Source organism: Peribacillus sp. NPDC101481, from assembly GCF_044767165.1.
In the GTDB taxonomy this organism is placed as follows: domain Bacteria; phylum Bacillota; class Bacilli; order Bacillales; family DSM-1321; genus Peribacillus.
Genome location: NZ_JBIWNJ010000006.1, coordinates 63,609 through 87,658, shown reverse-complemented (window position 1 = coordinate 87,658; position 24,050 = coordinate 63,609). Strand labels below are relative to the sequence as shown.

The window sequence follows — 24,050 nt, the reverse complement described above, 5'->3', positions numbered from 1 at the left end:
GAAATGTTTGACTTGCTCATTTGCTTTTTTGATAGTGTGTGCTCACTTAAAATTTAACGTTGGCGCTTTGTTTTGTTCAGTTTTCAAAGAGCAATATTTTCCATCGCTTTTTAGCGACTTAATTAGTTTAACACCTTTCAAACATAAAGTCAACAACAAGTTATTATTTACTTGTTTATCTTTTTTGTCTCAAGCGGTGTATTTAATATATTAGCACTTGCATTTAGATAAGTCAATGCAATCTTTTAAAAAGTTACTTCACTTTTTTATGAGCCAACTTCTTCTATATATACACCACATTCTTTCTATAGAAGCCGGACCCTGTCATTGATCATCAAAAAAAAGGAGGGCAGCTGATTATAGCCACCCTCCTGTTATTAATGATTATTTATTAATGGTAATTACGTCCGCTTCTTCTCTATCTACATTTCCTGCCTTTTCGATCTTCACACTTTCACCTTCGGAAAGGTTAGTGAAGACGATTGGCGTAATGATAGAGCTGGCATTGTTTTTGACATACTCTATATCAACTTTGAGCAACGGCTGTCCGCTTGTCACTTTATCTCCTTGAGAGACTAGCGCTTCGAATCCTTTGCCTTCTAACTTAACTGTATCGATCCCGACATGTATCAAGATTTCACGACCAGCTTCGGAAACGATACCGATTGCATGTTTAGTCGGGAATAGGTTAACGATCGTACCGTCTACAGGAGAAACAACCAACCCTTCCTCAGGTACGATGGCAAATCCATCACCCATCATTTTTTCAGCAAAAACAGCATCAGGCACTTCCGTGATCGGTTTTAATTCCCCTTTAATAGGAGAAACAAAGCGCTCGGAAACTTCATCCGTCCGTAAAGGTTTCGGGATGACATCCTCGATTTGCTTTTCCACACCCACTTCAGGAGATGCTTCTACTTTACGAGGCCTTTTTCCATCGATGATATCTTTCATTTGCCCCTTGATCGTTTCTGAACGAGGTCCGAAGATTGCCTGGATATTATTGCCCACTTCCAGAACTCCAGCGGCTCCAAGTTTCTTCAGCCTATTTTTATCAACGTTACCGATGTCATTGACCGATACACGAAGACGGGTAATGCAAGCATCCAAGTGAGAAATATTTTCTTTTCCGCCCATAGCATCCAAGATATCCCCAGGAAGACTTCCAGCTGTACTTGCAGACCCTTCCGCTTCCTCATCCTCTTCCACTTCACGGCCAGGAGTTTTAAGGTTAAACGTCCTTATCGCAAATCGGAATCCGAAGTAATAGATAAGCGCAAAGACCAAGCCAACCGGAATAACGATCCATGCATTGGTTTGCGGATTAATTAAACCAAACAGTACGTAATCGATCAAACCGCCCGAGAACGTCATCCCGATTTTCACATCCAGTAAATGCATGGTCATGAATGATAGACCTGCAAACAGACAGTGAATCCCGAAAAGTACCGGTGCAACAAATAAGAAGGCAAATTCAAGTGGCTCAGTAATCCCAGTAAGGAAAGATGTAAGTGCCGCAGAAGCCATCAAGCCCCCGACAATTTTCTTTCTTTCCGGTCTTGCTTCATGATAAATGGCCAAAGCCGCAGCTGGTAACCCGAACATCATGAATGGATATTTACCAGTCATGAAGGTACCTGCCGTTAAATTCTGTACGCCATCTTTAATTTGAGCCATGAAGATAGCTTGGTCTCCTCTGACTGGCGTTCCCCCGCCTTGAGGGATATAGCTGCCAAATTCGAACCAGAATGGGGAGTAGAAGATATGATGCAATCCAAAAGGAATCAGCGCACGTTCTACAACCCCAAACACGAAAGCTCCCAGAGTCAGGTTAGCACCCAACATATTTTCGGAAAATGAATTTAACCCCGATTGAATCGTCGGCCAAACCAAGATCATCAGCAATCCAAGAATAACTGCGCTTGCGGCTGTTATAATTGGTACAAAACGTTTACCTGCAAAGAATCCTAAATAAGAAGGCAGTTCAATTTCATAAAACTTATTATACATAACAGCAGCCATGACACCGACAATTATACCGCCGAACACACCAGTTCCCAACGTCGGGATTCCCAGAACATTGCTATACACCGCACCATTGTTCGCAATGTCGGCAGCGTCAATGCCAAGAACGGTTCCCATCGTTACATTCATAATCAAGAACCCGATAATCGCAGCCAGTCCGGCAACACCATCTCCGCCAGCTAACCCAATTGCGACCCCCACAGCAAATAACAAGGGAAGATTCCCAAAAATAATATTCCCGGCATTCTCCATTACCGATGCGACCATTTCCACTCCGCCACTCGCAAGAAACGGGGCGATATCCAACAAAGTTTCGTTTTGCAATGCATTACCAAACGCAAGCAAAATTCCGGCCGCTGGTAAAATGGCTACAGGAAGCATCAAAGCTTTTCCGATTTTTTGCAAAACACCAAACAACTTCTTAAACATAGGTTTTCCTCCTCTTTACTGTTATTCCATGCTAATAAAACGGTTACATTTACGATGGTATTCATCTTCCCACGCATCAGAATTCAAATACAAAAAAGGCATAAGCAAAGATAGGATTGAAATGAAAATTCAGGTATATAATACCCTCTTTCATAACAATCATTCTCCTCACTTATGCCTGATCGAATCAGTAACACGTAAGTTAATGTATGTTTATTTAATTTTCTTTTGTAATCGTTGGATATGCATCGTTAGATAGACAGCTTCCGCATCACAAACCGGTCTGCCTAATTTCTGCTGCATAATCTTTATTAGCTTCCAAGAGATATTGTAACACAAAGGATATTCTTCTTTCAATAGCATTGCTATTTTTTCGGGTTCCTCTACTTTTTCGCCAGCCAACACCCTGTCTATCATGAATCTTAAATGACGGACCAAACGTGAATAATCAATGCTATCCTTATTAATTTGTACGTTGAGCTGTTCTTCAACAACTTGGATAAGTTGATAGATTAACTGCGAATGCTGATTGACTTCCGATAAGTCTTTATTTGATATTGCGCTATGAATATGAAGCGTAATAAAACCGATTTCCCCTTGGGGCAGGCCTATGCCTGTCTTATCTTGAATTAATTCTACTACATCAACAGCAATATCATGTTCAAAAGGATAAAGGGTTATCGTTTCTTTCAAGAATGGGTTTTTGATAGTCATTCCTTGTGAAACACGCTGAAGGGCGAACAATAAATGATCAGTTAAACCGACATGTATATGTTCATTGAGTTTTCCAGTTACTCGGTCGTTAATGAGATGAATGGATTCTATAATGGCAGCTTGAAGATTTTGATCGATCTGCGGCAAAAGTTTTTTGTAACTTTCCTGTTCCTTGACATTTTTCAGGACAAACGTCTTCTCCGCAAGTTCCGGACTTAACTCTTCGCCTTTCTTTCGGTTGAAGCCTAAGCCCTTTCCAATAGAAACGACTTCTCCATACGACGGATGCGTGGCAATCACCACATTATTGTTCAAAACCTTTTCAACGATAAAACCATTCATTTTTCTCCCTCTTTTTTTCTCAAAGTCATCCCTATGCCCCATACAGGATAAAGTACTTAGTACTTAGTCCTTTTACTATACACGATATGAGCTTTCTCTTACAACATGAAAGAAGAGCCCTGAAATCAGGACTCTCCTTACTTATTGCCTTATTACTTCAAGAAAATGAAATATAGTAGGAAAACGACTCCAAGCCCCCACATGATTGGGTGAACCTCTTTAGCTCTCCCTTTCATCGACATGGTGATCGGATAGAAGATGAATCCGCAAGCTATACCTGTCGCAATCGAATATGTCATAGGCATCATGATAACCGTAAAGAAGGCCGGAACCGCAATTTCAAACTTCTGCCAGTCAATATTTTTAAGTGATGATGCCATTAACACTCCGACTATAACCAATGCCGGCGCAGTCACCGCAGATGTAACCACTGATAGAAGCGGGAAGAAGAATAGGGATAGGACAAACAGCAATCCTGTCACTACAGCCGCAAAACCGCTTCGAGCACCAGCGGCAACACCCGATGTAGACTCTACATAAGATGTCGTGGTGGATGTACCAAGAATTGCACCTGAAACGATGGATAATGAATCAGCAAGTAATCCTTTTCCCACTCTAGGAAGAACATTATCCTTCATTAAACCAGCTTGTTGCGCTACAGCCACCAACGTACCTGCTGTATCAAAGAACGCTACAAACAAGAAGGTCAGTATCACGATTAACATTTGACCAGTGAAGAGATCACCGGGATTTCCGAAGGCATCGAACGCAACCCCGAATGTAGGCGCTATGCTAGGAACGGCACCGATTATTTTCTCCGGCACCGGAACTTGTCCAAAAATCATTCCTGCTATGGCTGTAATGACCATCCCTATGAACACGCCGCTTTTGACGCCTCTCGTCATCAAAATGACGGTTACGACAATTCCAAACACAGCCAATAAAGTATTTCCTGATGTCAAGTCGCCCAGTCCTACAAGAACGCTGTCATCATTCGTGATGATTCCAGCATTCTGAAACCCTACAAACGTAATGAATAAACCGATACCGGCACCAACTGCGTATTTCAACTCGACTGGAATTGCATTAATGATTTTCTCACGTATTCCCGATAGGGAAAGCAAAACGAAGATAATACCTGAAATCAATACTCCCGACAAAGCCGTCTGCCAAGGAATTCCAAAACCAAGCACAACGGTAAAAGCAAAGAAAGCATTCAATCCCATCCCTGGTGCAAGCGAGATTGGATACCTGGCTATGAGTCCCATCAATATCGAACCGATTGCGGCTGCCAAGGCGGTCGCTGCAAAAACCGCTCCGTAGTCCATTCTCAATTCATCCGGATAGTCCTCGATGCTTTGTAAAGTCAGCATCACAGGGTTAACAACCAGGATATATGCCATTGAAAGGAACGTAGTCAGTCCACCAAGTATTTCACGGCGATAATTAGTTCCCAGCTCATTAAACCGAAAATAATTTTTCATTATGAGTCTCCCCTATCATAAAATCGTGCCAACAGAAAATGCCCCATTCGCTTACGAACGGGGCTTGACTGCGGTCATGTAAAGAAGTGGCGGTTTATCCGCGCCAATCCTTCCACATCGTAGTCAAGCCGTTCACGGCAGCTTGGTAGAAACTTTTGGGCCATATCCCCAATATTATACGACAATTATGTTTTTTTATTATTATAGGTATAGTGTATCAGTCACTAAAATAATCGTCAATATATCTAACGAATATTTTTTATGTAATTTTAGGCAATGTTCGCTTTTCGCTATATATTCCTTACTTATTATGGCTATATCTTCGCCAACATACGTAAAATGTAAGTAATCTACATATTCAAATACTATTTTAACCGAAAAAATCAGTGAAGGATATTTCCTTCACTGATTGGATGATTTTAATCTTCTATTCCCACTCAATCGTTGCAGGTGGCTTAGACGTAATGTCATAAACTACGCGGTTTACATGGTTTACTTCATTAACGATTCTCGTTGAGATGATTTCAAGTACATCCCAAGGGATTCTTGCCCAATCGGAAGTCATTCCGTCAATGGATGTAACCGCACGGATCCCGATTGTATAATCATACGTACGCGCGTCGCCCATTACCCCAACGCTTCGAATGTTAGGAAGGACCGTAAAGTACTGCCAAATTTCGCGTTCCAAACCATTCTTTCTAATTTCTTCACGTAAGATATGGTCAGATTCACGAACGATTTCAAGTTTTTCATCTGAAATTTCACCTAATACACGAATACCTAAACCTGGACCCGGGAAAGGTTGACGCCAAACGATTTCATCCGGAATGCCCATTTCACTGCCAAGTGCACGCACTTCATCCTTGAATAGAGTGTTCAAAGGCTCAATCAATTTAAATTGCATATCTTCCGGCAGACCGCCAACGTTGTGATGCGATTTAATTGTTTGTGCAGTGGCTGTACCACTTTCAATAATGTCTGTGTAAAGTGTACCCTGTGCAAGGAAATCAATTCCTTCAAGCTTCGTTGCTTCATCATCGAATACGTAGATGAACTCGTTACCGATGATTTTCCGTTTTTGTTCCGGATCTGAAACGCCAGCAAGTTTCGATAGGAAACGTTCTTTTGCATCGACCTTGATTACATTCATATTGAAACCTTCCCTGAATGTTTCCATTACACCTTCGGCTTCCCCTTTACGAAGTAATCCATGATCGACGAAAATACATGTCAGCTGATCGCCAATCGCTTTATGGATCAATACAGCAACAACGGATGAATCCACACCGCCGCTCAATGCGCATAACACTTTTTTATCTCCGACCGTTTGGCGGATTTTCTCCATTTCTATTTCAATGAAGTTCTCCATTGACCAGTCACCTTTACAGCCACAAACGCCGAATACGAAATTTTTCAAAATGTCATTACCGTATACGGAATGACGGACTTCAGGATGGAATTGCACGGCATATAATTTACGTGATTCGTCACTCATAGCCGAAATTGGGCAAGACGGGTTCGTCCCATCAATTTGGAAACCTTCAGGCGTTTCCACCACTAGATCACCATGGCTCATCCAGACGATCTGTTCTTTCGGCAGGTCACTGAATAACTTAGATTCATTTTGGATGGCAAGTGTCGCTTTTCCGTATTCACGGTTTTTCGCTGGTTCCACCTTACCGCCAAAATGTTTAGTCATAAGCTGCATGCCATAACAAATACCGAAAATCGGAAGGCCCATTTCGAATATGCGTTCATCACAACCAAATGCATTTGCATCATAAACACTATTCGGACCCCCTGAGAAAATGATTCCCGTTGGATTCATTTTCTCGATTTCTTCTACAGTAATTGTATGAGGATGAAGCTCACTGTACACACCAAATTCGCGGATACGACGAGTGATCAATTGATTATATTGGCTTCCGAAATCAAGTACTACGATCATTTCCTGGTTTTTTTGCAATTCTGTTTTCCCCGGCACAAACGTCACCTCTATCAATGTAATTCACTCATGAAATCGAGTGATAATTTCTTATAAAAAATATTATCATAAAAAAAGAAAAACTAAAAATCCACCCTCAAAAATACAGAAAAAGTATAGACGAAGGCAGATTTTCAGCTTTCCTGTTAAAATCCGCCTTCATAGTCAAATCATTTACGGTGATTCGGTAGAAACTTTCGATCCATATTATCGAGGATATATGAAGGATATATTAGTTTAAGTTAGTTTTTGTTATTGTATCAATATAATAAAAACCTGGTCAAGAGCTAGTTTTTCTCATCAAGCTTTCCCAACCCTCTTGAAAGTGCTTCCATTCGCCATCTTCCACGTCTCCACGATATATCATTAACTCGTATCCAGCCGTCAATTCACCCATCTCATCCGTATCATACGCTGCATCCACATAGGCGGCGTACTCCCTTAATGTTTGCCCCTCCGGACGAACTAAACCAGCTCGTTTTAATTGTTTCAATAAAATTAAATAGGCTGTCGAGAAATGAGCACCGGTTTTCTTTCTATAACGAAGAATCTGCAGATGAGGAATCCACTTCCTTCTAAAGAAATAACCAATAGAAGCGAAAATCAATACACCTGATAGTGAGATGGCAGTCCATTTTAAGAACCCACCCATGTTCCCGATACCCGTTTTCACGGATGATTGAGTTTCCCTATCGGGTGTATCCTGGCGTTCCCTGGTCTCTATCTTATTTTGCTCTGAATTATTTGGAGTTTCTTCAGGCTTCTTGATCGCTTCCTGTTTCAATTCCGAATCGTAAAATTCAACTTCCCCATTGAAACCCTTTGTCGGCTCGAAGGGAACCCAGCCTATCCCTGAAAAATAAACCTCGACCCAGGAATGTGCATTATTATTGGTCACCTTATAAACGGATTCGCCATCAAGGATTGATTTTTCCCCTTCCGTATAGCCCTTTACCCACCTTGCAGGTATATTGGCGGCTCTTAGCAAAACAACCATTGCACTTGAAAAATTATCGCAATACCCTATCTGTGTCTCGAATAAAAATTGATCGACATAATCTTGATTGCTCTCCGGATACGGAATATCATCCTTAGAATAAATGAATTCAGGTCCGTCAAAATAATCCTCAATGGCTTTTGCTTTATCGTACCAATTCGCTTCATTCCTCGTAAGCCCGGATGCCAATTCATATATCCGGTTTGGCATTCCCTCTGGAAGCTGCGTGTTCTTTTCCATTAATAAATCCATTGATTCGTCAGGTTCCGTCACTTTCCTTAACTCAGCTATATCAAAACTCGGCATATCATAGACCAACTCATACTCTTTCATGGACAGTCGTTCGCCATTATCCTTTTCAGAAATAACTTTGTCCATACCCTCATAATATTTGAAACCCGTTCCGTTTTTGCCCTCAATCTTTTTTAAATACCCGGACTGCGGATGAAGGATATGGGAATATGATTCCGTCATGGACACTTTTGCCGTCATTTCTTCTGTCCTCACCACTTCAGGAACGTCGTAAATATCTAAAGATGCCATATCCTGCCCGTTGGAAAAAGTGTGAAAGTCCGTTTCCAGGATGGAAACCCACCCTTTACCGGTATAAATATCCTTGTTCTCGACTTTCCAGTAATGTCCTTCAGGAGCATTATTATAAAAAACGATGGAACCATCCGGCTCTATCGAACCGCCAAGATCCGAATCATCTTCATCATATCCGACACTTTTACGCTTCGAACCACCTTCTTCTTTCCCTGCTTTATCAGAATAAGAGGTAATATAAGGCACCGGGTCCGGCCACTGCGGAGAGAGCTTTGGGGCAGCGAAACCTACAAGGACACTCACCAAAATCATGCCGGTCAGCATTAAGATCCACTTATTGATGAAAGCCATCGTAAACTTGATCCGCTCCTGTATCGTAAGTCGCAGCAGGGACAGCAGGCCTAGCATCAAGAACCCGATGATGATGATTCTGATCATTGCCTTATCGCCCACATAGGGAGTGAATGTATCAAGTACAGATATAAAAATCACCGTTAACATAAAAAAGAAAAAAATGCTTTGCCTTACCATCACCCAGTAATGGATCAAATACGTTACAAGCCACAGAAGGACAAAAAATAGAAACGTTCGAAATGGATTTGTGATCAGCTCCCAATTACCATCATATATAAAACCAAGATTGGCCGTAAAATCCGCTAGGAATCCTTCCTTCAGCCATGATAATTGCAATAAAGCGCCTTTTGAATGGAGGAACTGCAATGAAATCATTATATAAGCACTAATGAGAATAAACCGGATTGACCAATGTATGCGGAAATAATGCAGTAGCAGGGAATAGAGCAAAAATACGATAAAAATGATGATATTACCTGTATCTGTGAGTTTATCGACAGGCCTCAACCATTCAGTAATCAACAACAGACCAAATACATACATGAGGACGTGCATGAAGCTTTCCAACTTTGCGGTGGTGACATTCATTTCGCCATCACCTCTGATCTGCCAGACTTTAGTTGGCCATGTTCAAAAAAGCTAACCTTTATCCCCCTCGAAACAGCTGCAGAGCTTGACAGCCTTTCCTCATCAGTAAGATCCGCTTGTTTCTTCATACATAACATTAATCCCTGATTAGGCCGTAAAGCACTCAATAGGTCCACCTTTTCTAAGGTTAAGTCTGATACGATGAATATCACAACAGCATTTGCCGGAAGAATTCCCTTCCTGATTTTTTCGTTCAAATCGTTTTCCACTCTCGGCTCTTCTTTAACAAGTCGGTGAAAAATCTTTCGTTTCTGGCTATTGCCCGCTGCTGCAGGTATGATTAACCTCGATCTCCTGCTCACATACCCAATTTCCATGCCTTTCTTTAACAGGGCGTGTGCAATGGAAGCAGCCATTTCAATGGATTCTTCGAATAAATCCGACGGCTTTTCATCAAGCATGATGAATACATCCCGGTTTTTCTGCACTTCGAATTCCTTCGTCATGATTTCACTCGTTCTGGCCGTCGCCTTCCAGTTAATCCATGACAACTGATCGCCTGGCTGATATTCCCTTACCCCGGAGACAACTGAATGTTCCCGTTGTGTCTTCTTTGCTGAAACCACTGCCCCCTGATTGAACACTCGATCAAGATCACTGTAAGCAAGCTCATGATAACGAGGAAAAACAGTTATTTTCATAGGTGAACTATATATCGCTTCCTTTTCGACTAGCCCGAAAAAATCCCCAATCCAAAAGCGGATCGATTGAAACGAATGCTCTCCGCGCTGCAAGTTTTCCAAGGTATATGACATGCTGAAGGTACGCTTGAATCCCGGAAAGATAATTATTTTCCTTTGGAATCCCCTATCTTCCATCTTCTGAGGCAATTCCTCCTCTACCACCATGAATAATAGGGGCAGCCGATTTTTACGGGTAAAGGTCAATGCTATTTCAACAGATTCGCCGGCCTGGCATTCCCTTTTATTGACCTTTCTCTCAACGGTAAGATCATGCAGCGGATAAAACAGCAGAATCAAAGCGTACACAGAAAACGGCAAAAATGAATAAAAAATGAACCAACTGACAAAACCACCTTGAAACATGGCATAGCAAAAGGAAACGCTCATGAGTAATACAAGTCCTATCACACTTATATTTCCTCTTAAAATGTTGATGAATTTACGCATTAGGTCACAGCCCGCTTCACTGGCACTTGAGTTGTCGCGACAATTTCATGTATCACCATTCCAGCATCGTAGCCATCATAATTCGCTTCAGGTTTCAAAATAAGCCGGTGGGAAAATACGAATGGAACTAAATATTGAACATCGTCCGGCAGGACATAGTCCCTTCCCTGGATCAGCGCGTAGGCCTGGGCTGCCTTCATCAACGCTATCGATCCACGCGGGCTCACCCCTAAATAGACCCCTCCATGCGAACGTGTTTGATTCGCCAATTCAACAATGTATCGTTTTATTGTGTCATCCACTATCACCGCTTTTACCTCATCCTGTAATTCTATCAATTCATCCAAGGTGATGACGGATTCCAGCTCCTCAAGCGGTGCCGTGTATTGAGCTCTATGAAGAACCTCTATCTCTTCTTCCACACCGGGATAGCCCATTTTCATTTTTAATAGGAATCTATCCAATTGAGCCTCCGGAAGCGGATATGTTCCCTCATAATCGATTGGATTTTGTGTCGCCATTACGAAGAACGGCTTCTCCAATCCTCTTGTGACACCATCAATCGTCACACTTGCCTCTTCCATGGCTTCAAGCAATGCAGACTGAGTTTTCGGCGAGGTCCGGTTAATTTCATCGGCTAAAATAATATGTCCCATTATCGGACCTGGCCTAAAAATGAATTCTTGTTCCTTAGGATTGAAGATAGAAACACCAGTAACATCAGAAGGAAGTAAATCAGGCGTGAATTGAATTCGTTTAAAGCTTGCACCTATTGATTTTGCCAGTGCCCTTACCATGACTGTCTTTCCGACGCCCGGAACATCCTCCAATAAGACATGTCCGCCGGAAAGGAGTGCCACGATGCTTAGTTCGGCTATATCCCGTTTTCCGATAATCACCTTTTCAATATTACCCATAACCATTTCCAGTTTTTGATTGACCTGCTTATAAATCATTCTCTACCTCCCGGGATTCACAATATCACTATTGCATCATACCTTCTCTATATCACGAATTTTACATTAAGCTCCAATTAAACCTTACATTGTAAGTTTACTAGATAATCGGTAAACCATAAACGAATTTGTACTAAAAATATTAATGCTGCTTAATGAAAAAGGAATGTTAAACTGTTGATAAGTGAACATGAACCAACGATGACGTCCATTCGTTTAATGAAAATTTCACGTCACGAACTGGACCAAGGATCGGGGAAGCTTTTGAACTTGCAGCAAAGACTGTTTATCCTGACTTGGTCAAATACCGATAGGATGCGCCAATAAATCGGCGCATCGCAGTTTGTAGACAAAAGGGAACCGGAATTAAAAAATTTCGAACCCCTAGGGCAATGAAGCCACGCCTCTCTGATTTGTATATTCTTTTTCTGTTTATGCTAAAATGAATGCAATCCACTCATAAGATATAAGAGGTACTGATCATGTATAAAAAATTCTTCATTTTGATCTTCGCAGCCGCCCTTCTTTTAGGGCTTATTAAGACCGTTATGGATATGTAGCAAAAAAGCCCGATTCCTGACTTATCCAGGAATCGGGCTTTTTTCATTTTCGTTTAACCTCTCCATTCAGTTTCCCCATTTTTGGGATAAGGACAAAAAACAAACAAACGACCAATAGTGCCAAAACGATGCCAAGCAATACCGTCAAGTCAAAATTAAGGGAAGGCTCTGTTTTTTCTTCGCTTCTCGTTCGAACGCCTACCTCCGAGAATAATCCAAGCTGATCTGCTTTTGAAGCGATGGTATTATTTTGATTCCCCGTTACCGGAGACAGAAACAATGAGTCCTCCACCGAGTCAATGACATCATATTTCCCTCTTTCAAAAGTGAGGTCCTTTTGTTCTTCAGGCAGTTTCCGCTTCTGCTCCAACAATCCTTCTTCATGGAAATACTCCGTTTGAATATCAATATCGTTTTCTTGATATTCATTGGGCTCCACCATGGGTTCATCTTCCGCCCCGCCATTAGGTGCATGGCTAAAAAACAGGATGAGCAAGACAGGCATTACGTATTTATTCCACTTCATGGGCCATTGCTCTTCTTTCTGTAAGACGCTTCACTATATATGGAATGATAGTTGCAATAAGCGTCAGCACAATCAAGATGATACTAGCCGGAATGAATGCCGACTGATTTCCGAATTGTATGGACATATATACATCTGCAACCGGATGGTCTACATTGAAATTAGGCATGATTAAATCCAATAATGGAATGGTAAAGAAACTGATCAAGCCAATCACCAGGATAGCACCTACGAACGGCCCAATCGAGAAGGCAAGCCTGGTAAACGCTGAACAGAAGAATAAAAGCAGGACGGTGAAAACGGTCCATTTAATCTCCTGCATATCTCCCAGTGGATAGATCTTCAAACCATACATGCTGATGATTAAACCTACGATCAGATTCAATAAGGCAAACAAGGCTGCATGCACCATCATTGGAATGGTTTCATAGTGATGCAGGAAGAAACCGATCAATAACCCAGAAATAAGTATGATCACCAACATGACGATCGGTGGGATATTAACCTTTTCCTGATGCAGGACTTCCCCGCTGATTTGTACAGGATTTGCTAAATATTCGTACACATACCCGTTCTCCTGATCATCGACTAGAGTGTTATTCAAGACACTATAGACGTCCGTCTTTATTTTTACGGTCGAGTCTACATTTTGGGACCAATTATCATTAAGCTGATCGGCCCTTTCCTGTACGGATCCAACTTTCTCTTGCAGGTCTGCTGTATCCTTCGTGACCGTGTCCTGCCGTTCCGCTACAGAATTGACAAGCTCGGAAATGAAGCCGACAGTTGTTGCCGTATTGTCTTGAAGTGATACAAACATTTCTCCGTCAAGGTTAACTGGCGGTTCGGCCTCCATTTCAGGAACTTCCATTTGACCTGACAAATTGGCAGACACTTCTTGAGCCTTGCCGGTAATTGCCGCTAATTCAGCTAAAGTAGCTTTCTGCCCCGTTTCAACGTTAGCATCATATTCTTTCATATAACCCATAATGGAATCTGAGAACATCCCGAAGTTCTCATTGACTCCTGCTAAACTGGCTTTAACGAGCTTCGCTTCTTCATCTACGTTTCCGGAAACCCCATTTTTCAAGTTTTCCAATTCTTTTATATTGGCTGCAAATACCTTTTCTACATTTGCTTCCGTGACTCTTTCAGCCAATTCACCGTAAGATGAGAGTGAACCGTAATAGGCAAGGAGGGTAGTTGAATCCCGATTCGTGATAGGGTTTTCAAAGGCCTTCACCAGCACCGCTCGCCTTTCTCCCCCCACCTTTTGAAGAAGTGACTGTTCGAGAGCCTTGATTTCTGCGATGGCCTCGTCGATTGTCATGCTTTGGATGTCCTGTAATTTTTGAATATCTTCCTGTGACTTTTTCCATTGGTCACCTAAATCCTTGTAATTCGTGCCGAGTTCATTATAATCAGCTTGTAATTGCGTAAACTGCGCCAGCAGTTCATTATATGAATCTACCAGTGTATTAAACTCCGTGATCACTTGATTATAATTTCCCGTTCTGCCGTTTACCGTTCCGCTGAGATTATTGATTTCAGCTTGGAGTTCCGCTGCAAGGATGTTGATTTGTTCAGCAGTTCCTTCACTTCCTTCTGCCGGCACCAAACTTTCAAGTGCCGTGTTAATCCCAGTGATTTGATCCAGCAGTACCTGCAGTGACAGTTCATCAATCGGATCCTTCTTTTCAGGTGCGGCAACCGATTCACCATTTTCCGTTTCCGTTTCAATATCTTCTATAGGCTTCGTACCTTCACCAATAACCTCCCCATCACCAGAGCTGCTTGCAAGATTCCCCCTTTGCGCAAGCAACGTAGACTGAAGGTTATCAAGACCCGCCTCTTCCGATTGTTTCAATTGTTCAATCGAGCTTTGTTGATCTTGAGTGATTTTCGTAATCTGTTCTACTTGTTTATCCTTCATGCTTGTTGAAAATTGTTCCAATTCATTACTGCTAGAATCGAGTTTCTGCTGCATGATCCCAACATTCTCACTAATGCCTTGATCATTAAGACTGTATTTCGTATTCATCCCTTGCTGAATCTCAGGTATTGTTTGGTCACCCTCATTCAGCACCTTGTCATATGATTGTACACTCTCCTTGACAAGCTGCTGATTTTGGGCAGAGGTTTTCTCAAAAAGGATACTTTGAGCTTTTTGATATTCCTCAAAAGAAACAACATCTTTCACAAAGGAAGCCATTTGAGTCTTCGTGCTCCCTATTTCATCCATTGTTTCATTACTTGTTTTGCCAGCATCCTTCGTCTCGGCAAAGACTCCTTCAAGCATGTCCTTATGCTGCTTGATTTCCCCGGCAAGGCTTTCCGAGCTTGGAGTATAAAACTCATACATCGTGTTTTGAAAAGCGATTTCTTTAGCAAGGACATTATCGAACTTCTTACGGATGTCCTCGACTGATTGGGAAACATAACTCCAATACTGTGTTGAAATATGCTTATTCATTTTGCTCTTTGTCTTCTCTAATTCCTTTTGTACCTTTTCCATGTTCTCTGCATTCAAACTAGGTTGTACCTTGTACTTTATCCCTGCCTTGATAGGCTGTTCATCATCGAATGTATAAATATTCTCTGAAAAATCGGATGGAAAATATATGACTGCATCATACTTTTCATTTGCAAGTCCACTTTCCGCCGTACTCCTATTTACCACAAACCACTCATATTCAGAATCCTTGTCCAGTGTAGTAACAAGCTCTGAGCCCATATAAATGGGATTATTGTTAAATTCAGTGCCATTATCTTCGTTTACAATGGCGATTTCACGAGAAGCCGTTTCTGTCTTTTTCATTGGATTTTGGCCAATATAAGAAAAAAACAAGATTGGCAGCGCTAAGATCACCAGTATTTTACCGATTAACAGCATCGGTTTTATTTTTTCAGACACTCTCTTGCACTCTCCTTCTTTCTTCACTTAGTGGAATTTGGATTTTACTCTCCTGACCATTGAGCACAAAGTATCCGTAACCCGGCTGTATTTCTTCTTCTTTTCTTGAATAAGAGAGGGTATACAAGCTTTGGTCCGATTTTTTAAGAAGCAAAACAGCCTGTCTGACTTGTTTCAGTTCGGTTGTTAACGAATCATATCCTTTGGTGAAGTCGTTGGCATTTCCAGCGACAATCATACTAAACCCAAGATGGCTGTATTGTTTCATCAAACCGCTGATCCTATCCTGAATCCTGCCGTCGATCGTTTGTTGGATCCTTGAAATGCTATCTATGATAAACATGATCCTTGGGAATTCCAGTTGCTTCATCGGTTTCATTTCCAATGCCGCTAGATAACTTCGTTCACGTTCTTCAAATATTCCAGTGATATGATCGAGCCATTCGGTTATCTGATCTTTTGTTTCTACATAGCGCACCTTCTCCTCTATGGCATAAGAAGATAGGCCACGATCAACTCCGTCAAACAAACCAATTTCCCCAATTGTCTGTGGAAGCAATGATTCCAAGAGTACTTTAAGAACATTCGTTTTCCCTTTACGTGACTGCCCTACAACAAGCAGGAATGGATTGGAATTCAACTCCAAGAAAACAGGTGTAACGCTTTCCTCTGAAAGTCCGATTGGAATGGAATCCTTCTTAATGGCTTGTGAGCAGTAACTCTTGAAGCTGCTGGAATCAAGACGTGCCGGTAACATCCGAATCGCCGGCGGTTTGGCCATTTCCTTATATTTAACCTTATGCTCTGCCACGGCCTGTTTCATTTCTTCCAAAACGGCTATATCATCCGCTCCATCTGCTGGAAGATAAACCTGCATGAGATAGGTTTGGTCCTTCTTCACTAACGCCCTTCCCGGTACAGGTTCATTTTCATAAGGGGTTCTTCCCAAAACCGAATATTGTTCCGAACTGTCCATTAAGTAATGGACGACCTTCGTCTTAAGACTATTCATTAACGGCTGGCGAATCGCATTGATTCTCGTTGCCGTTAAAATCATGAATATTCCAAGTGATTGTCCATCACGCGCAAACTGAACGAATTGCGCTTCCTGGTCCTGCATCTCATCCTTCACTAAGTCAAAATTGTCGACCACAATATAAATAATCGGCAATTTATCTTCCACTAATGCATTATAAAGCTTTATGTTACTAAGCTCCTTTTCTGAAAAAAGCTGCTTACGCCTTTCCATCTCCGCCTTCATGAATAACATGAATTTTTCGATTTTCCTTAGTTCATCGAACCTAAAGTATTCCCCAGTATGAGGCAGCTGGCGAATTGGCAGTAAAGCGCTATTCCCGAAATCGAAAATATAATAATGCAATTCCTCAGGACTGAATTGATCTGCAAAACTAAAGAGAAGTGTCAATACGGTGGTTGACTTGCCGTACCCAGAAGAACCAAAAATCCCAACATTCCCATCTTCAATCCAGTTATAGACATAATTTGTCTGGCTCTGCAATTCGGGCTCATCCTTCATTCCCAGGTGGATTTGATTCCTCGTCAGGCTTCTTTCAGCATTTCTCGATAACCGATCTGAAAGAGGAGGCAGCCATGGGCTTGCCAACTTCTTAATCTCCATTTCTTCCTGTGTCGCCACAATTTGATCCGCCACGGCTTCAATTTCACTGATCTTTTCTTTCCTCTTATTAGTTGTTTGTTCCGTTACGTTTGAGATTTGAACAAGACCAAGGTCTGTGACAAGTGCCACTTCATCCTCAGATCCAACCGTATCCTCTAAGTATGGTGCACCGCTCCACGCAGACTGGAACAATTCATAAACCTCGTTATTACCTACCTGCAAATATCCCCGTCCGGTGACAGTGATATTTGCCGCATCGCTATTTTTAAGAATTTCCTTACTATCATTGGCATCTTGCACTTTCAAGGAAATTTTAAAGCGGGCATTGCTCCAAATCTGATTATCAATAACACCGCCCGGCTTTTGTGTAGCAAGAATTAAATGAACTCCCAAGCTCCGTCCAATTCGCGCCGTACTCACTAATTCGCGGATGAAATCGGGTTCTTCGTTTTTAAGTTCCGCAAACTCATCTGATATCAAAAATAAATGCGGTAACGGTTCATCCGCTTTGCCTTCTTTGTATAAATCCGTGTAATCGTTGATATGATTGACTTCGTATCGATCAAACATGCGCTGGCGTTTCTTCAATTCGCTATTGATGGAGGCTAGTGCCCTGGCACTGAAGTTCTTGCTCCCCTCAATATTCGTAATGACTCCAAGCAGATGCGGAATCTGCCTGAATGGCTGTGCCATTCCCCCGCCTTTATAATCAATGAGCAAAAAGGCAACTTCATGCGGATGATAATGAACGGCTAATGAAAGGATGTAGGTTTGCAGTAATTCACTTTTCCCCGATCCTGTCGTTCCAGCAACCAAACCATGGGGGCCATGCGCCTTTTCATGCAAATTCAATTCAACCCTATCCGTTTTCCCTTTCAATCCAATCGGAACAGCCAAGGATTTGGAAGACTGATTGGTCCGCCAGTTTTGGCTGATAGGCAGATCTTCCACTTCTCGAGCTTTCAATAATTCCAAAAATGATACCGTTTCTGGTATGGAATTATTCATGCCTTTTTGATGATCAAGTGAACGCAGCGTACGTGCAAAACGCTCATTCCCTTCTTTTGAATGTGCATCAAGTATAAATGGAGTATGAACGGCCTTCGTTTGCTGGATGAGAATCTCACCCTCAAAATCATTGATATACTTCACTAGCGTATGGACATTTTCCGTCAAACTCTCTTTTGCATCCGCTGCAAAAATCGTCGAGATACCTAAATCGTCTGTTTTACCTTCTAAATATTCCAATATGACATGCTCCGCAATTAAATTACGATCCGTGACAATAAAGACAAAGTGGGGAGTGAATCTCACTTTCCCTTTATTTTCATCCAAATCTCTTTCCCTCAAAAGCTGATAAATCGAGGTCAGAAGCTGGTCACGTGACTGCTCATTATATATAAAGCCTTTTGCATAGGCATGCGGCAATTGAAAATGAGGCAGCCATTTCATCCATTCCCATTCCTGGTAATCCTTCTCCGGAAAAATGGCCACAAAACGAACATCATGATAACTATGAAAAAAGGCCAGTTGCCCAATCAGTTGCTGCAGCTCCCGTTTAACAATCGATTCCTTTCCGACCAGGCCCATCGATCCGCTTGATAAATCGATCGATAACGGAAGATCATCCAGGTTTTTGTATACATCCACAAGTTCCTGCGACTGCTCAAGTAAATCATCTATATCCCGATTGGACATATCACTGCTATTTACCGACACCTGATAACTTGATGGTATGGTCGCCGTTCCGATCTTAAAGTGCAGAGCATCTTCACTTTCCAAAGTTCGCTCCCATATACGGTCGCTAATACTGTCAGTCAGCAGCTTCATCCTTTCAAATGAAGGGTAATGATAGAACAGCACATTCTTTTGTTTTTCAGACAGCTCTTGCAGTTCTTCCCTCTTCTGCTCTAAATACCTTGTATATACACGTTGACGTTTTTCTTCTCTGAGTTTTTGCTTCTTTTTGTCTTTAAAGTATTGTACCGTCGAGGTAACTAAAGTCGTTGTGAACATAACAATCGATATGATGATGAAAATGCCCCGAGGCTGAATGACCGTGATGACCCCCATGACGATTAGCATCATTAAAGGCGGCATAAGGATCAGCCATAACCCTCTATTATTATCTTCCGATTCTTGGCTCGGAAAAGATATCGTCACTTTCTCGTCCGGCAATTCGTAGATCATCCTTGGTGTCCGGCGATATTGCGGATAGTTTTTTTTCATTTCAGAGATTGGCTTCTTCATTTTAGCTAATGATGTTTCATAGCTCTCGGCACTATGAATCATCAATAAGTCGCCTTCAATCAACCTTAGCACCATATTCGGCCAGCAAATGAGATCACCATTTTGAATGGGAACAGCTTTCGTTACTCTTTCACCATTCAGGAATATCCCGCTATTTTCCTTTGGCATGAGTAGCCACTGCCCTTTATGAAGCACAAAGGAAGCCCCATTGCCGGAAACAGGTCCTTCTTTACGGATAGTCGCTCCTGCCTGGGCCGATAAAGTGATTTCTTTCAAGTTGCCTATATAATAGAGGCTCTCTTCCAATTCTCCTGCCGTATAAAAAATCTCGACCTTTTCTTCTCCTTCGTGAAAGGTGAAGCTTTGGAATGGCTTTACATCACCAAGCTTCATGTCCTCTCTAAACACCTCATATCCATCAAGTCCTTCAGGTTTATTCAGCTTGATAGGACCATGTTCAAAGGGAATGGAATATATGGTGATCGTATCCTGCTTTGATGGCCCAATCGTAATTGGACCGTTATGATTTCCCTTGATCGTATAGGATTGGTAGTTTCCCTTAGAATAAATCCATAATAAACTCATTAAATCTCACCTCCGCAAAAGGCCCATTGCTCACTCTTTGCTTTTCTCTTTTTCTTCAGATGATTTATTGGAGGAATCCTTACTTCCCTCTTTCTCACCAGAAGCAGGTTCTTTTTCCGCTTCTTCTTTTACAGCAGGCTTTGTTTCCGTTTCGCCTTTGTCCTCTAAAGTCGACTCTGTTGAAGGCTGGTTCTCATCTTGCTGTTCCTCCAATTGCTCTTTCAATTCCTTTAGTTCCTTTTCATATTGGGATAACTCCGTATCGACTTCTTTAATTTGCGTTTCCTTTTCTTCCCCGGAAAGGTTATCGTCCAACTTAATCTGTTCTTTCAGATTTACGAGTCCATATATAATCAATTCACGATCCTCCATGATCCTCGCCAAATCGATCGCGTCCTCACTCATGCCCCTGCCTATATAAATCCAATATAAAAGATACTGGCTATCAGTCTGCAAAGTGATTGCATTTTCTACATTCTTCTTTCTGACATCATCCAACGGTTCATAAGCGACGTAAGACTTCGCCAGTTCATATTGAACGACATAAGGCATTTTTTTCGGATCGTAGTTCTCCAACCGGTCAATGACTTCACTGTATTTTTGTTTTAAAAAGCTTTCACCGCTTTCCACATATGCCTCCTGCTTAGGTTGGGAGAAGAATAATGTGTAAATCGTAAACAACAGCAGCGGCACTAGAACGATCACCGTACCCCAAAGTGTATAACGGCCCGTTTTCCATTTCTTTTCGGGGATATGCACAAATGCTTTTTCTTCCTTCTCTAAATCTTCTATCCGATTTTGAATGACCGTGGAAAGTTCATCCCAAGTCCCCGTCGCCAATATGCTTTGTGATTCGCTCGATAGTTTCAGGGTTTTATGGTAAAGCAGATACTCTTCGAATGTATACTGCCCATCCACAAGCGCTGAAATCGTTGCCTTCGTTTCTTTAAATAGCTCATCCTGATTATGCTCATAAGGAGGCAAACTGTCTTTTACGCCATAATGCAGGAAATATGGGGCCAAGCTTGAATCAAAAACGATATTTTCCGGACAAACGACAAGTTGCAGGCGACTCAATTCATGATTCCTGATTTTCTTCAAGATTTGATAAGACGATAACCATCTACTCAATGGATTTTTATCTTTAGCTTTTGAAAAAACAAAAAAAGAGGCTGGTGGATTTACTCTGATCTGCACCTCGTCCTCTGTCACTTCTATATGTTTCTGGAGAGCATCATCCGCTTCATGAATAAGCTGTAATTCCAGTGGGTCTTGCATCGATAATTTTGCCCGTTGGAAAACGAACAAATGCCCATTATCATCCTTCATCATTGCAGCTTCTGTTTTTTTCTCCAGATATGAGGATTTTTTCTCATCCATTTTATGTAACTCCTTTACCCCTGCTAAAGGGCTTTAGACTTTTTTCCTATAAAGAGTCCACACTGATCCATTAGAGGATCTCTAGGCGGTCCCCCGTCGTAATTCCGCTATCAAGCAGGGTTTCATAACCTGAACATACGAACTCCTTATTCTGGACCCGCACCCAATAGCCTTCTTTAGGTGCACTGGCAATATCCTTTACCTGCCATATGATTTCCACAACCTTTTTGATGGAGCGGTAATTCGACACTTGCAAATCAAATACTTCCCCTGTATACCTGTTTAAATCGATCGTTAGTTGAATATATATTGAAACCACCTCTTTAATGCAAAAAAGCACCACGATCTTCATAAAGAGTCGCGGCGCTTTTTCCTAGAAATTTCTTTATTTCATTGACCTAATGATTATCCGCGAATTTGACTAGCAATCTGATTATCTGTGTCTTCAAGGATTTGAGCTGATTTATTCAATTGTTGAGAAACTTCATTCAACAAGCGAGCCATATCCATGAATGAAGGCTTTAATTCTTCGTACTGGCCTACGAAAGCCTCACTGGAAGAACCTTCCCAAATACCAGTTAAATGATCTCTCATTCTATCTAAACGACCAATCATATCCGTTACTTGTTGGCTCTCATTATCATATTGTCTGGCTACATCTTTCAGTTCTGAAGGTGTTACGCGAATTTGTGACATAGAAAAAAACTCCTCCTTTTATCTTATATAGTACATTTTAATAGAACCATACATTTTCTGCCATATAAATAACCACAAAGTCGAAAAATGGTAAATTATGATTATACAAAAAAACCTAAATATGGCATTACGAAAGTCTATGTACCTGTTTTTCCATATTTCCAAACCCATTTTTTAAATAATTTTAAACATTTTACTTTTTTATGGTAAAAAAAGTTCCTTATACCCAATATTTCCGAGCCATAACCCAATAATATGGTTTTCATCATAATAATAGTGACTTTAGACTTTCTTTTTAATCAAACGTTTGATTAAAGTTTTAAGGCCACTATAATAATTCGGCCTGACTCCGATCTATTTATTCAACAGAAACAGGGCATATCTATTCCCAATGGTTCTGGGAAAAGAAACAGCCTTTATAATTAATACATGATTCAATGTCATATAACCCGTTCCAAGAAATGTTTCACAAACCGAGCACTTTCCACATTCGTACAGACGCGGATTCTTGATTCGCCATCCTTTTGACCGATTGTCCTGCCTGTTTCTTCACCCTCGGTCACCACCTTGACGTTCATCCATTCTGCACTCACAAAACTTGAATCAATCGCAACCCCGACTGCAAGCGGATCATGAAGGGCGCAACCGCCCAAACCTGGATGGGAGTTTTCATATGCTTTCATATAATAATCGGTCATTTCCGCTAAAAATTCGGCGCTTTCCTTACCAGTGGCACGCCAATCATCAAGCTTCGATTTCAAAAGATATGTTTGCAGCGTCACATCAAGCCCCACTAGGGTGATTGGCAGTCCTGAAGCAAATACCTGATGTGCTGCTTCAGGATCTGATATTATGTTCGCTTCAGCATAAAGGGTTACATTTCCTGGTACTTTTACGGCACCGCCCATAATAACGACCTCTTTTACTAAGGACATGGTCATTGGGGCCTTTTTAATCGCCAATGCGATGTTAGTCAGTGGTCCAACTGCAATAATCGTGATTTCATGCGGTCGGCTTTGCACCTGATCGATAATGAAATCCACTGCATTTCCTTGTGATGCTTTGATGGTTGGTTCAAACCGAAGGGTATTTCCTAACCCGTCTTCCCCATGTACATGCTTGGGATACCTCTTCTTCCTTCCGCGTACCAAAGTTTGGTCAGCACCTTCAAAAACCGGAATGCGCCTATTTAATTTCTCCAAAACGGCAAGAGTATTGCGGGTCGATTCAGCAACGGGCACGTTACCAAAGCAAGTGGTAAATCCGAGCACTTCCAATTCAGGGGAATTTAAAGCATATGCCATCGCCAGGGCATCATCAATCCCAGTATCTACATCAAATATGATTGGTTTCAATATTTCCACACCTTCCAAAACACTTTTTAATCACTTTCATATGTATAAAGAATCACTGTTTTCCAACTGAATTTTAACATTCAACGATAGACACTTCCACAGAAAGTTAGGAATAATCATAATTTGCAAACAAATGACAATGCCAGCTGGTTCTTGTATCTACCAATAAAAATAGTTGACCACCCATAAATATCAATGATATAAAAAGTGAAAAGAGAAGTTGTACCTTAGTAGTGACCTAACTCCTTTTCAACTTGTTCGATGCAATTACTTCTACTCCAAAGGTAGTTATGAATACATGCGTTACGAATATGATATCCAAGGTGGAAAAAGGATGAAAATGTTTAAATTGATTGAAGATGATCCTTCTGCGTATAAAAAAGGAACAAAATTCTTTTTAATATCACATTCAGAATTCATTGGCGTGAAAAGTTATGTATTATTGGCTGAAGATATGAAAGGAAAGATTGAAGTAACTGAAGAGGAATTGATGAATAAATTCGTTTCCATCCATTGACCCCAAGCGGCTAAACTTA

Annotated in this window: 15 protein-coding genes and 2 riboswitches; of the genes, 1 reads left to right on the top strand and 14 read right to left on the bottom strand. The window is 41.4% G+C overall.

All coding sequences use genetic code 11. The features are described from left to right. Positions 1-384: 384 nt before the first annotated feature. The 14 genes from ptsG to ACIROD_RS24580 form a co-directional block, all read right to left on the bottom strand. Positions 385-2,454: a glucose-specific PTS transporter subunit IIBC gene (ptsG, locus tag ACIROD_RS24645; protein ID WP_402945232.1), complete on the bottom strand. Its 2,070-nt coding sequence runs from the start codon at positions 2,452-2,454 to the stop codon at positions 385-387. A gap of 213 nt (positions 2,455-2,667) precedes the next feature. Then, a complete protein-coding gene (gene glcT, locus ACIROD_RS24640; RefSeq protein ID WP_101225652.1) occupies positions 2,668-3,510 on the bottom strand; it encodes a glucose PTS transporter transcription antiterminator GlcT in 843 nt (280 codons plus the stop codon). 152 nt (positions 3,511-3,662) lie between these two features. Further along, positions 3,663-4,994: an NCS2 family permease gene (locus tag ACIROD_RS24635; protein ID WP_063235528.1), complete on the bottom strand. Its 1,332-nt coding sequence runs from the start codon at positions 4,992-4,994 to the stop codon at positions 3,663-3,665. Between the two features lie 100 nt (positions 4,995-5,094). Next, a riboswitch (purine riboswitch) is annotated at positions 5,095-5,196 on the bottom strand. A 225-nt stretch (positions 5,197-5,421) separates the two neighbouring features. After that, the gene (gene guaA, locus ACIROD_RS24630; RefSeq protein WP_034306157.1) at positions 5,422-6,978 is read right to left on the bottom strand and encodes a glutamine-hydrolyzing GMP synthase; all 1,557 of its coding nucleotides are present in this window, start codon (positions 6,976-6,978) and stop codon (positions 5,422-5,424) included. A 142-nt stretch (positions 6,979-7,120) separates the two neighbouring features. Next, a riboswitch (purine riboswitch) is annotated at positions 7,121-7,222 on the bottom strand. Positions 7,223-7,258: 36 nt separating this feature from the next. Next, complete coding sequence (locus ACIROD_RS24625; RefSeq protein WP_402945228.1) at positions 7,259-9,463, bottom strand: DUF4129 domain-containing transglutaminase family protein; 2,205 nt, start codon at positions 9,461-9,463, stop codon at positions 7,259-7,261. Further along, positions 9,460-10,653, bottom strand: a complete 1,194-nt coding sequence (locus ACIROD_RS24620) for a DUF58 domain-containing protein (protein WP_260359267.1) — start codon at positions 10,651-10,653, stop codon at positions 9,460-9,462. The genes ACIROD_RS24625 and ACIROD_RS24620 overlap by 4 nt, the downstream gene beginning before the upstream one ends. Further along, positions 10,653-11,609 (bottom strand): AAA family ATPase, encoded by a 957-nt coding sequence (locus tag ACIROD_RS24615; RefSeq protein ID WP_260359265.1) that lies wholly within the window; start codon positions 11,607-11,609, stop codon positions 10,653-10,655. Before ACIROD_RS24615 ends, ACIROD_RS24620 begins: the two co-directional genes overlap by 1 nt. Positions 11,610-12,212: 603 nt before the next feature. Then, entirely contained in the window at positions 12,213-12,695 is a 483-nt protein-coding gene (essA, locus tag ACIROD_RS24610; RefSeq protein WP_260359263.1) for a type VII secretion protein EssA, read from the bottom strand. Beyond that, on the bottom strand, positions 12,682-15,609 hold the full coding sequence (gene esaA, locus ACIROD_RS24605; protein ID WP_402945223.1) for a type VII secretion protein EsaA: 2,928 nt from the start codon (positions 15,607-15,609) through the stop codon (positions 12,682-12,684). Before esaA ends, essA begins: the two co-directional genes overlap by 14 nt. Beyond that, the gene (essC, locus tag ACIROD_RS24600) at positions 15,602-20,083 is read right to left on the bottom strand and encodes a type VII secretion protein EssC (RefSeq protein WP_402945220.1); all 4,482 of its coding nucleotides are present in this window, start codon (positions 20,081-20,083) and stop codon (positions 15,602-15,604) included. Before essC ends, esaA begins: the two co-directional genes overlap by 8 nt. Positions 20,084-20,113: 30 nt before the next feature. After that, entirely contained in the window at positions 20,114-21,463 is a 1,350-nt protein-coding gene (gene essB, locus ACIROD_RS24595; RefSeq protein ID WP_402945217.1) for a type VII secretion protein EssB, read from the bottom strand. Positions 21,464-21,533: 70 nt separating this feature from the next. After that, positions 21,534-21,773 carry an ESX secretion system protein YukD gene (yukD, locus tag ACIROD_RS24590; RefSeq protein WP_053537134.1) on the bottom strand — a complete coding sequence of 80 codons (240 nt, stop codon included), beginning with the start codon at positions 21,771-21,773 and terminating at the stop codon, positions 21,534-21,536. 95 nt (positions 21,774-21,868) lie between these two features. Then, on the bottom strand, positions 21,869-22,159 hold the full coding sequence (locus tag ACIROD_RS24585; RefSeq protein ID WP_034306171.1) for a WXG100 family type VII secretion target: 291 nt from the start codon (positions 22,157-22,159) through the stop codon (positions 21,869-21,871). Positions 22,160-22,599: 440 nt separating this feature from the next. Next, positions 22,600-23,514, bottom strand: coding sequence for a nucleoside hydrolase (locus ACIROD_RS24580; RefSeq protein ID WP_402945214.1), 915 nt, complete (start codon positions 23,512-23,514; stop codon positions 22,600-22,602). Between the two features lie 334 nt (positions 23,515-23,848). On the opposite strand from ACIROD_RS24580, the gene ACIROD_RS24575 reads away from it, so the two are divergent. Continuing rightward, complete coding sequence (locus ACIROD_RS24575; protein WP_260359254.1) at positions 23,849-24,031, top strand: hypothetical protein; 183 nt, start codon at positions 23,849-23,851, stop codon at positions 24,029-24,031. Positions 24,032-24,050 lie beyond the last annotated feature (19 nt).

Excerpts from the sequence above, each read along its gene's own strand:
- ptsG (WP_402945232.1), bottom strand. The coding sequence starts at position 2,454 with ATGTTTAAGAAGTTGTTTGGTGTTTTGCAAAAAATCGGAAAAGCTTTG.
- glcT (WP_101225652.1), bottom strand. The coding sequence starts at position 3,510 with ATGAATGGTTTTATCGTTGAAAAGGTTTTGAACAATAATGTGGTGATT.
- ACIROD_RS24635 (WP_063235528.1), bottom strand. The coding sequence starts at position 4,994 with ATGAAAAATTATTTTCGGTTTAATGAGCTGGGAACTAATTATCGCCGT.
- ACIROD_RS24625 (WP_402945228.1), bottom strand. The coding sequence starts at position 9,463 with ATGAATGTCACCACCGCAAAGTTGGAAAGCTTCATGCACGTCCTCATG.
- ACIROD_RS24620 (WP_260359267.1), bottom strand. The coding sequence starts at position 10,653 with ATGCGTAAATTCATCAACATTTTAAGAGGAAATATAAGTGTGATAGGA.
- ACIROD_RS24615 (WP_260359265.1), bottom strand. The coding sequence starts at position 11,609 with ATGATTTATAAGCAGGTCAATCAAAAACTGGAAATGGTTATGGGTAAT.
- essA (WP_260359263.1), bottom strand. The coding sequence starts at position 12,695 with ATGAAGTGGAATAAATACGTAATGCCTGTCTTGCTCATCCTGTTTTTT.
- essC (WP_402945220.1), bottom strand. The coding sequence starts at position 20,083 with ATGAGTTTATTATGGATTTATTCTAAGGGAAACTACCAATCCTATACG.
- essB (WP_402945217.1), bottom strand. The coding sequence starts at position 21,463 with ATGGATGAGAAAAAATCCTCATATCTGGAGAAAAAAACAGAAGCTGCA.
- ACIROD_RS24585 (WP_034306171.1), bottom strand. The coding sequence starts at position 22,159 with ATGTCACAAATTCGCGTAACACCTTCAGAACTGAAAGATGTAGCCAGA.
- ACIROD_RS24575 (WP_260359254.1), top strand. The coding sequence starts at position 23,849 with ATGAAAATGTTTAAATTGATTGAAGATGATCCTTCTGCGTATAAAAAA.